The sequence below is a fragment of the Kitasatospora sp. NPDC005751 genome, from assembly GCF_040630835.1.
Taxonomy (GTDB): Bacteria; Actinomycetota; Actinomycetes; order Streptomycetales; family Streptomycetaceae; genus Kitasatospora.
On sequence record NZ_JBEXYC010000003.1, the window covers coordinates 124,463 to 140,441 of the forward strand.

The following is a 15,979-nucleotide window of genomic DNA, read 5'->3' on the forward strand; positions in this document are numbered from 1 at the left end:
CGCCCGGTCACCAGGCCGGGTAGCGCCCGTCCAGGGCAGGGTGGGTCGGCTCGCGGCTGCCGAACAGCACCAGCAGGTCGTCCGCCACCCGCAGCAGCGTCTCCGTGCCCTCGACCGCCTCGGTCCAGGCCGTCGGCAGGGCCGCCGCGCCGTACGCCGCGCCCACCAGGTTGCCGCAGACCGCGCCGGTGGAGTCGCTGTCCCCGGAGTGGTTCACCGACAGCAGCAGCGCGGTCCGGGCCGGGTCCGGCCCGGACGCGGCGGCCAGCAGGCAGTACACCGCGATCGCCAGGCACTCCTCGGCGATCCAGCCGAGCCCGACCCGCTCCACCGCCTCCGCCGAGGGCTCGGCCTCCTCGGCCACCCGCACCGCCCGGTGCAGCGCCAGGACGGTCTCCTTGGAGCCCGGCCAGTCCCGGGTCTGCTCGACGACCTGCCCGACCGCCGTCCACGGCTCGACCCCGTCCACCAGCCGCTCGACCAGCGACGCGAACGCGCCCGCCGCCAGGTAGCCGGTCGGGTGCCCGTGGGTGAGCTGCGCGCACTGCGCGGCCAGCCCGAAGGACTGCTCGACGCCCAGCCGGGCCAGCCCGAACGGCGCCGAGCGCATCACCGTGCCGCACCCCTTGGAGTGCGCGTTGATCGGCCCCGGCTGCCCGAACGGCGCCGGTGCCCGGAACTCCGGGTGGTACGACACCCCGCTCAGACAGGCGTTGCCCGGCGCCCGCCGCGCGTACAGGAACGGCTGCCGCAGCAGCCAGCCGTCGTACGGGCGGGGGAGCGGGCCCTGGTCCGGAGCGCCCTGCTGCTGCGTCAGCAGCCAGCGCCGGTAGGCGCCGTGGACGGCCTCCGGCACCGATCCGCCGCCGCCCGACCAGCCCCGGACGAAGCCGCGGATCAGCCCCTCGGCGGTGAACAGCGTCATCTGGGTGTCGTCGGTGACCTCGGCGATCCGGCCGCCACCGGGCAGCCCGGTCACCCCGGCCCGGCCGTACTGCTCCCGGATCTGCTGCAGCTGCTGGAACTCCACCGGCCAGCCCAGGGCGTCGCCGACGCCCCCGCCGAGCAGCGCCCCGCGTACCCGGTCGGCATACCCCGACTCCGTCACCGCCACCGTCGCTCCCCCTTGCTCCCGGGGCCCGCCCGGCCGGTCGGGCCGAGGCCGGACCGGCCGGACCGGCCCTGCCGACGTCCGTTCTATCAGGCCCGACCGCTACCGCCGGATCTCCCCGGCCCGGCCGTGCAGGGCGGCCCGGTCGGCCGCCGCCCGGCCCGCCACCCAGCCCTCGCCGTCGCTCACCCGGACCCGCTGCGAGACCAGCTTCGGGAACATCCGCCCGACCTGCTGGTCGACCGCCTCGGTCCGGGCCGCCAGCGCCGGCAGCAGCCGCTCGTCCGGCACCAGCTGCTCCTCGGTGCCGTCCTCGCGCAGGTGCCGGCCGGCCGCCGCGTCGCTGGTGGCCTGCTCGGTCGCGGCGGTCAGCCGCTCACGGATCCGCGCCGCGTACGCGACCAGGAAGGAGTGCCGGAACGCCTTGGTGCGGGAGGCGCCGTCCAGGTGCTGGCGCGAACCGGCCTTGTTCATCGCGTGCGTCGCCTGCACCAGCAGCGAGGTGTAGAGCAGCTCGACGCCGTCCAGGTCGCCGTCGAAGCCGATGATGGTGCAGAAGCCGAACTCCTTCGCCCAGACCACCCGGCACCGGTTCGCCGCCGCCACCGCGTCCAGCAGCATCGTCTTCGGGACCTCGTAGGGGTTGTCCACGCCGATCCGCAGCGCCGCCGGGGCGTCGCGGTCCTCGCCGCCGACCGCCAGCAGCGCGTCGTCGATGCTGTGCTGGGCCATCAGCTGCTGGGCCTTGGCGGTCAGCGCCTCGGCCTCCTCCGGGTACTCGGTCGACTCGGCCTTCGCCAGCAGCGCCCGGATCCGGGACAGCATCCGCGGCTCGCCCGGCACCGGGCCCGCGGCCCGCCGCTCCGTCCGGGGGGCCTGCCCGCCCGGCCCGGGAGCCGGGCCGACCGGGGCGATCGGGGGCAGCCGGCCCCAGCTGCGCAACAGCTCCAGCACGTGGGTGGCCAGCGCGAACCGGTCCAGCCGGTGGCGGTCGGCGAAGGCACCCAGGTACGCCTCGTCGCCCGGCCACCACACCGCGGTCTCCAGCTCGCGCAGCTGCTCCTGCCAGCGCCGGTCGGTGGTGGCCGCCGGGTGGCGGCGGTTCTCGGCGGCGATGAGGTCCACCGCGAGGGCCAGGTGCACCGGCTTCAGCTCCCGCCGCACCACCCGGGCCAGGTCGGCCGGCCGCCAGCCCGCCGACCAGCAGCGCCCGACCGCCGTGTCCGCGTACCCGAGCAGTGCCCGGCTCACCGCCGGCCACTGGGCGGGGGAGGCGGCCAGCAGCGAGGCGCCGGTGTCCAGGGCGAGGTCCAGCCCCTCGTCCGGTGCGGTCAGCACCGCTCGCACCGCCTGCTCCAGTAGCGGTCCGGCGCTCCCGTCCGCCCCGGTCCCGCCCTGCTGCCTGCGCTTGCCCACGGTGTCGCCTGCTCTCGTCGTGCCCGTCCCGCGGTCGGGGCGGCCTCCGCCCATGATGCCGGAGCGCCCGGCCCCGAGGACGGGGACCGGGCGCTCACGGGGGTGCCCGACGGGCTGGCCGTCAGCGTTCGACGGCCTTGGCCAGGATCTCCGGGGCACGCTCCAGCAGGCGGCCGGCGGCCAGCCGGATGCCGAGGAAGGCGACCAGCGCGCCGTACAGCGGGCCGAGCGCCAGCACCGGCCAGGCCGGGCCGTCGGAGAGCAGTGCCCAGCCGAGGTAGCCGGAGACCGGCAGGCTGAGCAGCGCGGCGCCGAACATCGAGCCGAAGCTGTTGAGCATCACCAGCCCGCCCTGGCCGGGGGCGGCGTTGCGCATCGGGTTGTTGTCGGACGGCATGGTGTACGGGGCCAGCACGCTGAGCACCGCGCCGATCGCGATGCCGCAGCCGAGCAGGCCGAGCGCCAGGCCGAACGCCGGCGCCAGACCGGCCCAGTCACCGGTGACGGCGGCCAGCAGCAGCGCCAGCACCAGGGTGACCGGCACCGCGTAGGAGAGGATCGCGAACGCCCGCCCGCGCAGCTCCTCGCGGGCGTCGGCGGGGGTCAGCAGGGTCGCGGCGACCATCCAGAACGCCGAGCCGTCCATGCCGAACAGGTTGAGCATCTGCAGACCGAGGAACATCCCGGTGGCGGCCACCAGGTAGACGGTCGACCAGCCCTGGACCACCGAGAGCACGCAGATCACCACCGTCATCCCGATGCTGGTGAAGACGGCGGCCTTGGCGCGCGGCTCCCGCCAGGCGTAGCGCAGGTGGCGCTGCATCACCGCGCCGGTCCGGCCGGCGGGCAGGAAGCCCCAGCCGCGCGAGGCCTGCACGCCGCGCGCCACCTCCAGGGTGGAGGCGTCGGCGGTGACCATCAGTTGCTGGAGGCTGGCCCGCCACCAGCGCAGCAGCAGGGCCAGCACGACGGCCGTGGAGGCCAGCTGGAGCAGCGCCAGCCCGTACCGCCCCTCACCGGCGGTGCGTCCGGCGTCCGCCGCGCCGACCGGCGGCACCCAGCGCAGCACCGAGGCGATCGGTGCCAGCGGGCTGAGGTCGAGGCCGTCCTTCCCCGGCTTGCCGAAGACGCTCTGCGAACCGACGTTGGCGACCTGGATCAGCAGCGCGAAGAGCAGACCGCCGAAGATCGCGAAGTCCTTGCCGCGCCGGCTGGAGAGCAGCCGGGCGTTGCCCGCCGCGACCGCGCGGGAGAGCGTCACCAGGGTGAGCACCGTCAGCGGGACGCCGACCACCGCGGCCGCCGCCGAGGCGGCGCCGTCCGCGCCGGACAGCGCCGCGCCGGTGACCAGCACCAGGGCGACCAGCGGGCCGGGCCCGAGCAGCGCGGCCAGCGCCGAGCCGCGCAGCAGCGGGCCGGGGCGCAGCGGCAGCATGGTGAGCCGGGTCGGGTCGGCGCTCTCGTCGCTGGCGAAGAGGAACAGCGGCAGCGCGGCCCAGCTGATGGTGAGGGCGCCGACCAGCATCACGCCCGCGTCGCCGGCGCCGGCGTGCCCGTTCAGCAGGGCCAGCAGGAACGCGATCAGCGAGGCGAACAGCAGGCCGGCCACCGTGCCGACGACGTAGAGCACGGCGCGTCCGCGGCTGCGCCGCAGGCCGTTGCGGAGCAGTCGCAGCTTGAGCGACACCAGGGTGCGGACGACCACGCGCCCGTCGGGCACGGTCGCGCGGGCGGTGCGGACCCCGGTGTCGGCGCGGGTGGAGCTCACCGCTCGCCCCCGAGCCAGCCGAGGGCCTGGCCGTCGTCCTCGCGGACGCCGATCAGGTCCAGGAAGGCCTCGTGCAGGCTGCGGTCGCCGCGTACGATGTCCAGCGGGCCCTGGGCGATCACCCGGCCGGCGTTGACCACGGCGACCCAGTCGCAGAGCTGCTCGACGAGTTCCATGACATGGCTGGAGAAGATGACGGTGGAGCCGGCCGCGGCGTAGCGCTTGAGCACGCCGCGGATGGTCTGGGCGGAGACCGGGTCGACGCCCTCGAAGGGCTCGTCCAGGAAGAGCACGTCGGGGTTGTGCAGCAGCGCGGCGGCCAGGCCGATCTTCTTGCGCATCCCGGTGGAGAAGTCGGCGACCAGCTTGTCGGCGTCACCGGCGAGGTCCAGGACGGCCAGCAGCTCCTCGGCGCGGCGGTCCACCTCGGCCCCGGGCAGGCCGCGCAGCCGGCCGTTGTACTGCAGCAGTTCGCGGCCGCTGAGCCGTTCGAACATCCGCAGGCCCTCGGGCAGGATGCCGATCCGGGCCTTGGCGGTGACCGGGTCGGCCCAGACGTCGGCGCCGTGCACCAGGACGGTGCCCTGGTCGGGCCGGAGCAGGCCGGTGACCATGGAGAGCGTGGTGGTCTTGCCGGCGCCGTTCGGGCCGACCAGCCCGATGAACGCGCCGGCCGGCAGCTCCAGGCTCAGTCCGGCGACCGCCGCCTGGCTGCCGAAGTGCTTCCACAGCCCCTGGATGCTGACGGCGGCGGGGACCGGGGACGCGGGGACCGGGGACGGCGGTGCTGACGCCTGCATGGCGGCCTTCTCTGCTGGGAAACGGGTGAATGTCCAGGCCAGCCTGCCATCGCCCGGGGCGGGCTGTCGTCCGGATCGATGATCTTGGGCTGGGCTGGGCCGAACGGGTGAGTGTGAGGCGCCCCTCGGGGGCCGCCGAGGCAGGTCGCGGAAAGTGGCAACTACTCAGGCCCCCTGTTCGTCCTGCACTATGAAGGCCAGTGAGCGCGCACGGCGCGCCGGGGTGTCGGAGGTGGCGGATGGCCGTTCAACCGTGGGGCGAGCAGGGCCCCGGGTACGGAGGACGGCCGCCCCAGGTACCGGCCAAGCCGTACGCGCAACCGCAGCCGTACGCCCAGTCCTACGCGCAGCCGGCGCCGATGCCGCAGTCGGCGATGCGGGCGGCCCACACCGACCGGGACCGCACCGTCGACGTGCTGAAGGCCGCGTACGCCGAGGGCCGGCTCTCCGCCGACGAGTACGGCCAGCGCTTCGACGCGGCGAGCGCCGCGCAGACGTACGGCGAGCTGGCCCGGCTGGTGGCCGATCTGCCCTCCGGCCCGATGGTGACGCCGATGCCGCCGATGACGGCGGTCGGCCAGCCGGTGCCGCAGACCTTCCTGCTGCCGCCCCCGCCGGTGCCGACCCGCCCGACCAACAGCACGGCCGTGGCGTCGATGGTGCTCGGCCTGATGGGGCTCGGGCTGCCGGCCGTGATCACCGGGCACATCGCCAAGGCCCAGATCCGGGAGCGCAACGAGGAGGGCGACACCATGGCCACGGTCGGCCTGGTCTTCGGCTACCTGGCCAGCGCCGTCTACACCCTGCTGATGCTGGCCCTGATCGCCTGATCGCCTGAGCGCCTGATCGCCTGATCGCCTGAGCGCCTGAGCGCCTGAGCGCCTGAGCGCCTGAGTGCCTGACCGGCCGATCGCCCTCGCCCGCCCGGCCCCCCGGCCGGCGCCCGCCCCGGTGGCGGCGCCCGCCGGGGTGTGGTAGAGCGGCAGAAGAGCGGTTCGTCACCGGGAAGTCGTGCCCGCGACACCCCGGCGCCGCCCGGCCACCGCCGCGACCTGCGGCGTTGCATTTGTTTTGACCGAGCCCGATGCGCTAGGTACGCTCTGACCTTGTGCCTGGGGTGTCCCCGGGTCCTTGTGCGTGCATGCACACCGGCCGCCGCGCCGAGCCGGAGCGCCTCCCAGTGCTCCGCGCGTTGAGCGCCGTCGCTGTACATCAGCTCATGGGATTCCGTGTCGGAATAAGCCCAACACACCCGACCGCGTGGGTCGACCACGGGGTCGTGTGCGATGGAGACACCGCAGGTTAGTTTTACCAAGCCTTGGCACACAGAAAACGGAGAAACGGTGCCTACGATCCAGCAGCTGGTCCGAAAGGGCCGGCAGGACAAGGTCGAGAAGAACAAGACTCCCGCGCTGAAGGGCTCGCCCCAGCGTCGCGGCGTCTGCACGCGTGTGTACACGACCACCCCGAAGAAGCCGAACTCGGCGCTTCGTAAGGTCGCCCGTGTGCGCCTCACCAGCGGGATCGAGGTCACCGCTTACATCCCGGGCGAGGGCCACAACCTGCAGGAGCACTCCATCGTGCTGGTGCGCGGTGGTCGTGTGAAGGACCTTCCTGGTGTCCGCTACAAGATCATCCGCGGTTCGCTCGACACCCAGGGTGTCAAGAACCGCAAGCAGGCTCGCAGCCGCTACGGCGCCAAGAAGGAGAAGTAAGAATGCCTCGTAAGGGCCCCGCCCCGAAGCGCCCGGTCATCATCGACCCGGTTTACGGCTCCCCGGTCGTCACCCAGCTGGTCAACAAGATCCTGCTGCACGGCAAGCGCTCCACCGCCGAGCGGATCGTCTACGGCGCCCTTGAGGGCGTCCGCGAGAAGACCGGCTCCGACCCCGTCGTGGCGCTGAAGCGCGCGCTGGAGAACGTCAAGCCGGCTCTTGAGGTCAAGTCCCGCCGTGTCGGTGGCGCGACCTACCAGGTTCCGGTTGAGGTCCGTCCGGGCCGCGCCAGCACCCTGGCGCTGCGCTGGATGGTCGGTTACTCCCGCGCCCGTCGCGAGAAGACCATGACCGAGCGCCTGATGAACGAGATCCTCGACGCCAGCAACGGCCTGGGCGCTTCCGTGAAGCGTCGCGAGGACACCCACAAGATGGCCGAGTCCAACAAGGCCTTCGCGCACTACCGCTGGTAGTCCGAACCCCGTCACTAGACAGAGAGAGAACGAGCCACCATGGCTGCAACCTCCCTTGACCTCGCCAGGGTCCGCAACATCGGGATCATGGCGCACATCGACGCGGGCAAGACCACCACCACCGAGCGGATCCTGTTCTACACCGGTGTCTCGTACAAGATCGGTGAGGTCCACGATGGCGCTGCCACCATGGACTGGATGGAGCAGGAGCAGGAGCGCGGCATCACGATCACGTCGGCCGCGACGACCTGTCACTGGACGCTCGACGGCGTCGACAACACCATCAACATCATCGACACCCCGGGTCACGTCGACTTCACCGTCGAGGTGGAGCGTTCGCTGCGCGTCCTCGACGGTGCCGTCACGGTGTTCGACGGTGTCGCCGGCGTGGAGCCCCAGTCCGAGACCGTGTGGCGGCAGGCTGACCGCTACGGCGTCCCGCGCATCTGCTTCATCAACAAGCTGGACCGCACGGGCGCGAACTTCTTCTTCTGCGTCGACACCATCGTGGAGCGCCTCGGCGCCACCCCGCTGGTGATGCAGCTCCCGATCGGTGCCGAGGCGGACTTCCAGGGCGTTGTCGACCTGGTCCGCATGAAGGCGCTGGTCTGGACGGCCGAGGCCGCCAAGGGCGAGATGTACGACATCGTCGACATCCCGGCCGACCTGGTGGACCAGGCCGAGGAGTACCGCGAGCAGCTGCTGGACACCGTGTCGACCGTCAGCGACGAGGTGATGGAGCTCGCCATGGAGGGCGAGGCCGTCCCCGAGGAGCTCCTGATCGCCGCGATCCGCAAGGGCACGCTGAACTCGGACTTCACGCCGATCTTCTGCGGCACCGCCTTCAAGAACAAGGGCGTTCAGCCCCTGCTCGACGCGGTCGTCAACTACCTGCCGTCGCCGCTGGACATCGAGTCCATCGAGGGCACCAAGCCCGGCGACGACACGGTCAAGATCTCCCGCAAGGCGTCGGACGACGAGCCGCTCGCGGCTCTGGCGTTCAAGATCATGTCCGACCCGCACCTGGGCAAGCTCACCTTCGTCCGGATCTACTCCGGGCGCCTTGAGGCCGGCACCGCCGTCCTCAACGCGGTGAAGGGCCGCAAGGAGCGCATCGGCAAGATCTACCGCATGCACGCGAACAAGCGTGAGGAGATCGAGTCGGTGGGCGCCGGCGACATCGTCGCCGTCATGGGTCTCAAGCAGACCACCACCGGTGAGACCCTGTCCGACGAGAAGCACCCGGTCATCCTGGAGTCCATGGACTTCCCGGCCCCGGTCATCCGCGTCGCGATCGAGCCGAAGTCCAAGGGCGACCAGGAGCGGCTCGGTACCGCCATCCAGCGCCTGGCCGAGGAGGACCCGTCCTTCCAGGTCAACACGGACGAGGAGACCGGCCAGACCATCATCGCGGGTATGGGCGAGCTGCACCTCGAGGTGCTGGTCGACCGTATGAAGCGTGAGTTCAAGGTCGAGGCCAACGTCGGCAAGCCGCAGGTCGCGTACCGCGAGACGATCCGCAAGGCCGTCGAGCGCATCGACTTCACGCACAAGAAGCAGACCGGTGGCTCCGGCCAGTTCGCGAAGATCCAGATCGCGATCGAGCCGATCGAGTCCGGCGAGGGCTACGAGTTCGTCAACAAGGTCACCGGTGGCCGCGTGCCGAAGGAGTACATCCCTTCGGTCGACGCCGGTTGCCAGGAGGCCATGGAGTTCGGCGTGCTCGCCGGCTACCCGCTCCAGGGTGTCCGCGTGACGCTGCTCGACGGTGCCTCGCACGACGTCGACTCCTCCGAGCTCGCGTTCAAGATCGCCGGCTCGATGGCATTCAAGGAGGGCGCCCGCAAGGCCTCTCCGACTCTGCTGGAGCCGATGATGGCCGTCGAGGTCACCACGCCCGAGGACTACATGGGCGATGTGATCGGCGACATCAACTCTCGCCGTGGCCAGATCCGGTCCATGGACGAGCGTTACGGTGCCCGCGTCGTTTCGGCGCTGGTGCCCCTCTCCGAGATGTTCGGCTACGTCGGTGACCTGCGCAGCAAGACCTCTGGTCGCGCAAGCTACTCGATGCAGTTCGACTCGTACGCCGAGGTTCCGCGGAACGTGGCGGACGACATCATCGCCAAGGCCAAGGGCGAGTAAGGACCGGCGCGAGCCGAGTCCTTGCCCGAGCTCGCAGGACATCCCGACATTCGGGACGATTGCGAACCCTTAGGCTATTAGGAGGCGAACCCGGGGGAACCCACTCGGATTCCCCCGGGGGCCTCCGCCCCCACCCGCGGGACGGCATGGGGCGCACTCCAGCGCCGCATACCCAACCCGATCAAAGACCAACTGACGTCAGCACGGCGTACAGAACTGTCCTCAGGAGGACTGCAGTGGCGAAGGCGAAGTTCGAGCGGACGAAGCCCCACGTCAACATCGGCACCATCGGTCACATCGACCACGGTAAGACGACCCTTACCGCGGCCATCACCAAGGTGCTGCACGACGCGTACCCGGAGATCAACCCCTTCACGCCGTTCGACCAGATCGACAAGGCGCCGGAGGAGCGGCAGCGCGGTATCACCATCTCGATCGCGCACGTCGAGTACCAGACCGAGGCGCGTCACTACGCCCACGTCGACTGCCCGGGTCACGCGGACTACATCAAGAACATGATCACCGGTGCGGCCCAGATGGACGGTGCGATCCTCGTCGTCGCCGCCACCGACGGCCCGATGCCGCAGACCAAGGAGCACGTCCTCCTGGCCCGCCAGGTCGGCGTCCCCTACATCGTCGTCGCCCTGAACAAGGCCGACATGGTGGACGACGAGGAGATCCTGGAGCTCGTCGAGCTCGAGGTCCGTGAGCTCCTCTCCGAGTACGAGTTCCCGGGCGACGACCTGCCGGTCGTCCGCGTCTCCGCGCTGAAGGCGCTGGAGGGCGACAAGGAGTGGGGCGAGAAGCTCCTCGGCCTGATGCACGCGGTCGACGAGGCCATCCCGACCCCGGCCCGCGCCGTGGACCAGCCGTTCCTGATGCCGATCGAGGACGTCTTCACGATCACCGGTCGTGGCACCGTCGTCACCGGTCGTATCGAGCGTGGCATCCTCAAGGTCAACGAGACTGTCGACATCATCGGCATCAAGGAGACCAAGACCACCACCACGGTCACCGGTATCGAGATGTTCCGCAAGCTGCTCGACGAGGGCCAGGCCGGTGAGAACGTCGGTCTGCTCCTCCGTGGCATCAAGCGCGAGGATGTCGAGCGCGGCCAGGTCATCATCAAGCCCGGTTCGGTCACCCCGCACACCGAGTTCGAGGCCCAGTCCTACATCCTGTCGAAGGACGAGGGTGGCCGTCACACCCCCTTCTTCAACAACTACCGCCCGCAGTTCTACTTCCGTACCACGGACGTGACCGGCGTCGTGACCCTCCCCGAGGGCACCGAGATGGTCATGCCGGGCGACAACACCGCCATGACGGTCGTGCTGATCCAGCCGATCGCCATGGAGGAGGGCCTGAAGTTCGCCATCCGTGAGGGTGGCCGCACCGTCGGCGCCGGCCAGGTCACCAAGATCCTCAAGTAATCGAGGCTCTGGACCTGCCTGTGTCACACAGGTGAAGCCCGAAGGGCCCCGCACACCTCGGTGTGCGGGGCCCTTCGGCGTGTCGCGCGGAGCGCGCGGGGGTCCTGTGCGTAGGGCGATCGCGCTGCGGATAGACTGAGCCACCCGCAGCCGTCGCCAGGGCGAGGCTGACCGAGGCTCTCCGCCCCACTCGCTGAAAGCGCTCCGGAATGACCTCTGCCCCCCTTCTCACGAAGCCCTCGCTTCTCCGGCGCCGTTCGGCCGCGCGTGCGGGCCAGTCGCCCGACGGTCGGGCCAAGCGCCCCCGGCTGTACGCGCTCGACGGGATGCGTCTCTTCGCGGCCCTGAGCGTGCTCTCCTTCCACTGGACCGCCTACGTCGGCATCTCCGGGGTGTGGCAGGGCGTCACTCCGAAGGACGTACTGCCGACGGTCAACCGGATGGCGGCCTACGGCTGGCTCGGGGTGGAGCTGTTCTTCGTCATCAGCGGCTTCGTGATCTGCATGAGCTGCTGGGGGAAGCGGCCGGGGGAGTTCTTCGTCTCCCGGGTGGTCCGGCTGTACCCCGGCTACTGGGCGGGCATAGCGCTCACCAGCCTGGTGGTGCTGAACCTCAAGCAGTTCGCCCGTTCGGGGGCCGGTGACGGGCTCAACGCCGGCACCATCCTGGGCAACCTGACCATGCTTCAGACTCCGCTCGGGATGCGGCACGTCGACGGCGTCTACTGGACGCTCTGGGTGGAGATGCGGTTCTACCTGCTCTTCGCGATCGTCGTGGCGACCGGCCTCACCTACCGCAAGGTGGTGGCGTTCTGCGGGATCTGGACGATCCTCGCGGTGCTCGCCCCGCAGGCGGACCTCCCGCTGCTGACCACCCTCGCCATGCCGAACGAGTCGCCGTTCTTCATCGCCGGCGTCGGCATGTTCCTGATGTACCGCTTCGGTCAGAACCTGCTGCTCTGGGGGATCGTCGGATTCTCCTGGATCCTCGCGCTGACCCGCCTGACCTCCATCCAGGAGGTGTACGTCAACGTTCTCGGCCACCCCCTTTCGTGGAACGTCATGGCCGGTGCGGTGACGGCCGCGTTCGCCCTGGTGCTGGGTGCCGCGCTGGGCGTGTTCGACTGGGTGCAGTGGAAGTGGCTGACGGTCGCCGGTGCGCTGACCTACCCGCTCTACCTGATCCACCAGGAGATCGGCTGGACGCTGATCCACTGGCTGCTCACCAAGGACTTCGGTGTCCGGGCGGCCCTGGGGACGACCCTGCTCGCGGTGATGGTGGCGGCCTGGCTGATCCACCGGTTGGTCGAGCGGCCGGTCTCGAAGATGATGAAGAACGCGTTGGACCGTTCGATGGCGACCCTGCGCCGGGCCTCGGACGAACCCGCTCCGGTGAAGCACTGACAACGCAGGGGGACGCGTGAATTCGGCGTCCCAAGAATCATTCATGCAATCGCAAAATCCTGCTGCTAGCCTGGCCGCCATCACGGGGTGGACCCAGGCCGCGCACCCCTCCTTCGCAACCATCAGCTCGGTCGTCCGGGCCACCCGGCCGCACTCCGGGATCGATCGATCGTTCTCAAAGACATAAGGGACAGGCGACAACTGATGTACAACGCAGCAGTATCGGCAGAGCAGGCCGTCCCGCCGGCGCCGCTGTTGTCGGTCGTGATGCCGATCTACAACGAGCAGGAGGCCCTGCCGTTGACGGTCCAGCGCCTGCGCCCGATCCTGGACGAGCTGGGGATCGACTACGAGGTCGTCGGTATCGACGACGGCAGCACCGACGCCACCCCGGCGATCATGCAGAAGATCCACCAGGACTGGCCGGAGTTCCGGATCGTCCGCTTCGCGCGCAACTCCGGTCACCAGGCGGCGCTGACCGCGGGCATCCACCGGGCCTACGGCGACTACGTGGTGTCCATCGACGCCGACCTGCAGGACCCGCCGGAGAAGATCCCCGAGATGCTCGCGCTCGCCCGCGAGAAGAACCTCGACATCGTCTACGGCGTGCGCGGCGACCGCGGCACCGACACCTTCTTCAAGCGGCGTACGGCCGGCGCCTACTACTGGCTGATGCGCAAGCTGGTCGGCAAGAACATGCCGAACCAGGCCGGTGACTTCCGCCTGCTCAGCCGCGCCGCGGTGGACGCGCTCAAGGCGATGCCCGAGCACCAGCCGGTCTACCGCCTGCTGGTCCCGTGGCTGGGCTTCCCCAGCGGCGAGGTCGTCTACGTCCGCGAGGAGCGGGTCGCGGGCAGCACGCACTACCCGCTGTCCAAGATGGTCCGTCTCGCCATCGACAGCATCACCAACTTCTCCGCCAGCCCGCTGCGGCTCGCCACCTGGCTCGGCCTGCTGAGCTTCGTGCTCTGCTTCTGCCTGGGGATCTACACCACGGTCGAGTACGCGCTCGGCAAGACCGTGCCCGGCTGGTCCTCGCTGTTCGTCGGCATGCTCTTCCTCGGCGCCGTCCAGCTGGTCTGCATCGGTCTGCTGGGCGAGTACGTCGGCCGGATCTACTCGGCGGCGCAGGCCCGCCCGGCCTACTTCGTCGGGTACGACTCGGCCGAGGACCGCGCGAAGGCGGCGAAGGTCTCCGAGTACGCGGTGTGACCCCCCGGTCCGTCCCGCGGCGCCGGCCGCCGCGGGACGGACCGGCCGCCGACCGCCAGGAAGCCGACGCACAGCCCGCAGGAGAAGAAGAGCGATGGGCACTACCGACAGCACCGCGCCCGCCCTGGGCACGCCGACCCCGCCCGCCGGGCGGACCGGCAGTTCCGCGCCGGACGCCGGCGGTGCCCCGCTGAGCCCGCGCGACCGGGTGGTGGCGTTCCTGCCCGCGCTCGCGGCCTACCTCTTCCTGGTCGTCCTGCTGCTGGCCGCCGACACCTCGGTCAGTGACATCGCGCGGTACACCTTCTACGTGCTGTGGGGCGTCATGCTCCCGGGCACGCTGGTCTTCCGCCTGCTGCGGCGCCGTCCGCACACGCTGGTCGAGGACCTGGCCTTCGGCGCCGTGGTCGGCCTGGTGCTGGAGCTGGCCGCCTGGGCCGTTCTGGTCGGGCTCGGCCTGCAGTCGGTGGCCACGGCCTGGCCGCTGGCGGTGCTGATCCCGTTCGCCGCCGTGCCCGGGCTGCGGCGGCACTGGCGGCCGCGCGGCTACCGCCGCCCCTCGCCGGGCTGGTCCTGGTCGGTCGCCGGCACCGTCGCGTTCACCAGTGCCTACATGTACGGGGCGGTGCTCAGCCGGAACCCGGTCGTGCCGGACAGCGAGACCACCCGGCAGTACATCGACCTGCCCTACCTGCTGTCGCTGGCCGGGAACGCCAAGCACAACTTCCCGCTGACCTTCCCGCAGGCCGCCGGGGAGCCGCTGCACTACCACTGGTTCACCTTCGTCCACATGGCGATGACCGACCTGGTCGGGCACATCGACCTGACCGTGGTCCAGATGCGCCTGATGGTCCCGGCGCTCGCCGCCCTGGCCATGGTGATCACCGCCGTGGTGGCGCACCGGCTGACCGGGCGGCCGTGGGCCGGGCCGGTCGCCGCCCTGCTGATCTTCGCGGTCGGCGAGTTCAACGCGATCTACCCCAACAACGTCGGCCACTGGACCTTCGGGGCTCCGGCGGTACCGCTGATGTCCTGGGCGAGCCTCTCGCTGACGTACAGCCAGCCGCTGCTGATGGCCCTGATCGGGGTGGTCGGTGACGCCCTGCGCGGGCGCGGCGGTGAGGCGCGGGCCGAGGAGGACGGGCCCGCCCGGATCCCGGCGCTCGGCCGGGGCGCGTTCGTCCTCGCCGCGCTGTTCGCGGTGGCCTCCAGCGCGGCGAAGGCGAGCTCCCTGCCGGTGACGCTGGCCGCGCTGGCCTTCGCCGGTCTGATGGTGCTGATCGGCACGCGGCGCATCCCGTGGACCATCGTCGGCCTCGGCGCGGTCATCGCCGGCGCCCAGGTGTTCGCCACCGCGGTGCTGTTCCGCTTCGAGAGCTACGGCCTCGAAGTGGTGCCCTTCGGCAACATCGAGAAGTACTGGGCCGATCCGCAGCAGACCCGGACGGCGGTGACCCAGAGCGTGGTCGTCGCCGCCACGCTGATCGCGTTCCTGCTCAACCACCAGCTGCGGATGGTCGGCATGATCCCGCTCCTGTGGCGCCGCCGGCTCCGCCTGGAGCAGACCCAGTGGTTCCTGCTCGGCGGGGCCATCGCCGGCCCGGCCGTCTACCTGGTGGTCAACGGCTTCAACGCCAGCTACTTCACCCTCGCCGGCCTCTCCTTCGGCGTGCTGCTCTCGGCCTGGGGCTACTGCGAGGTCTTCGAGCGGGCCGCGCTGCCCACCCGGGGCAAGTTCGCGCTCGGCGCCGGCACAGTGGCCTTCGTCCTCCTGCTCACCCTCGGCATCTACCACTACGCGGACGACTGGGCGGCCTTCGCGCTCAAGGCGGTCGGCGACGCCGACGGCACCGAGTCCTACACGGCGCTGGTGCCGGCGCTGGCCGCGGCGGCGGCGCTGGCCGGGGCCGCGGCGGTCTGCGGCCTGCTCTGGTGGGCGGCCGGCCGGGCGCTGCCGGCGCTGCGCGGCCGCGGCGCCGTGGTGCTGCTCACCGCGGCGCTGGCGGCCGGCGCGCCCTCGCTGCTGCTCGACGTCCAGCAGTCCCGGCAGGTCCCGTGGGACGGCGCGTGGCCGCTCCCGGCCAGTCAGGTGGAGGCCGCGCGCTGGGTCCGCGCGCACAGCGACCCGACCGACGTCCTGGTGACCAACGGCCACTGCCGGTCGGAGAGCGACTACACCGTCCCCGGGGAGAACTGCTGGAACTCCCTGTCCTTCTACCTGAGCGCCTACTCCGAGCGCTCGGTGCTGGTGGAGGGCTGGGCCTACTCGCCGCGGCTGATGTCGGCGAAGTCCGCGTCCTTCTGGGACCAGGAGCTGCTCAAGCTCAACGAGGACTCCGTCTACCGGCCGACGGCCGCTATCCTCGACCGGCTGAGCGAGCGGCACCACGTCCGCTACGTCGTGGTGAACCGCAAGGTGGCGCCGGAGTCGCCGGACCTGAAGACCCTCGCCAAGCCGGTCTTCGACAACGGCCGGATGGCCGTGTACGAGATTTCCTGAACCGCC

12 protein-coding genes are annotated in these 15,979 nt (G+C 71.0%); 8 read left to right on the forward strand and 4 right to left on the reverse strand.

Features of this window, described 5'->3' with window-relative positions:
• Positions 1 to 7: 7 nt before the first annotated feature.
• From ABZ497_RS04935 to ABZ497_RS04950, 4 genes are all read right to left on the reverse strand, one after another.
• Positions 8 to 1,114, reverse strand: a complete 1,107-nt coding sequence (locus ABZ497_RS04935) for an ADP-ribosylglycohydrolase family protein (RefSeq protein ID WP_359803462.1) — start codon at positions 1,112 to 1,114, stop codon at positions 8 to 10.
• Between the two features lie 99 nt (positions 1,115 to 1,213).
• Positions 1,214 to 2,527: a DUF2786 domain-containing protein gene (locus ABZ497_RS04940; protein WP_359803464.1), complete on the reverse strand. Its 1,314-nt coding sequence runs from the start codon at positions 2,525 to 2,527 to the stop codon at positions 1,214 to 1,216.
• A 121-nt stretch (positions 2,528 to 2,648) separates the two neighbouring features.
• On the reverse strand, positions 2,649 to 4,295 hold the full coding sequence (locus ABZ497_RS04945) for a transporter (RefSeq protein ID WP_359803466.1): 1,647 nt from the start codon (positions 4,293 to 4,295) through the stop codon (positions 2,649 to 2,651).
• The gene (locus ABZ497_RS04950; RefSeq protein WP_359803468.1) at positions 4,292 to 5,095 is read right to left on the reverse strand and encodes an ABC transporter ATP-binding protein; all 804 of its coding nucleotides are present in this window, start codon (positions 5,093 to 5,095) and stop codon (positions 4,292 to 4,294) included. Before ABZ497_RS04950 ends, ABZ497_RS04945 begins: the two co-directional genes overlap by 4 nt.
• Before the next feature lie 239 nt (positions 5,096 to 5,334).
• Between ABZ497_RS04950 and ABZ497_RS04955 the strand changes: the two genes are divergently transcribed.
• The 8 genes from ABZ497_RS04955 (at position 5,335) to ABZ497_RS04990 (ending at position 15,973) form a co-directional block, all read left to right on the forward strand.
• Positions 5,335 to 5,925, forward strand: coding sequence for a DUF1707 and DUF4190 domain-containing protein (locus tag ABZ497_RS04955; protein ID WP_329488149.1), 591 nt, complete (start codon positions 5,335 to 5,337; stop codon positions 5,923 to 5,925).
• A 513-nt stretch (positions 5,926 to 6,438) separates the two neighbouring features.
• A complete protein-coding gene (gene rpsL / locus ABZ497_RS04960; RefSeq protein ID WP_014144289.1) occupies positions 6,439 to 6,810 on the forward strand; it encodes a 30S ribosomal protein S12 in 372 nt (123 codons plus the stop codon).
• Positions 6,811 to 6,812: 2 nt separating this feature from the next.
• Positions 6,813 to 7,283: a 30S ribosomal protein S7 gene (rpsG, locus tag ABZ497_RS04965; RefSeq protein ID WP_148644378.1), complete on the forward strand. Its 471-nt coding sequence runs from the start codon at positions 6,813 to 6,815 to the stop codon at positions 7,281 to 7,283.
• 39 nt (positions 7,284 to 7,322) lie between these two features.
• Positions 7,323 to 9,428, forward strand: coding sequence for an elongation factor G (fusA, locus tag ABZ497_RS04970; RefSeq protein WP_329488147.1), 2,106 nt, complete (start codon positions 7,323 to 7,325; stop codon positions 9,426 to 9,428).
• Between the two features lie 236 nt (positions 9,429 to 9,664).
• Positions 9,665 to 10,858: an elongation factor Tu gene (gene tuf / locus ABZ497_RS04975; RefSeq protein ID WP_329488145.1), complete on the forward strand. Its 1,194-nt coding sequence runs from the start codon at positions 9,665 to 9,667 to the stop codon at positions 10,856 to 10,858.
• A 209-nt stretch (positions 10,859 to 11,067) separates the two neighbouring features.
• Positions 11,068 to 12,261, forward strand: a complete 1,194-nt coding sequence (locus ABZ497_RS04980; RefSeq protein WP_359803471.1) for an acyltransferase — start codon at positions 11,068 to 11,070, stop codon at positions 12,259 to 12,261.
• A 204-nt stretch (positions 12,262 to 12,465) separates the two neighbouring features.
• Entirely contained in the window at positions 12,466 to 13,473 is a 1,008-nt protein-coding gene (locus ABZ497_RS04985) for a glycosyltransferase family 2 protein (RefSeq protein WP_329488142.1), read from the forward strand.
• Positions 13,474 to 13,567: 94 nt separating this feature from the next.
• The gene (locus tag ABZ497_RS04990) at positions 13,568 to 15,973 is read left to right on the forward strand and encodes a hypothetical protein (protein WP_359803473.1); all 2,406 of its coding nucleotides are present in this window, start codon (positions 13,568 to 13,570) and stop codon (positions 15,971 to 15,973) included.
• The last annotated feature ends 6 nt before the right edge of the window (positions 15,974 to 15,979 follow it).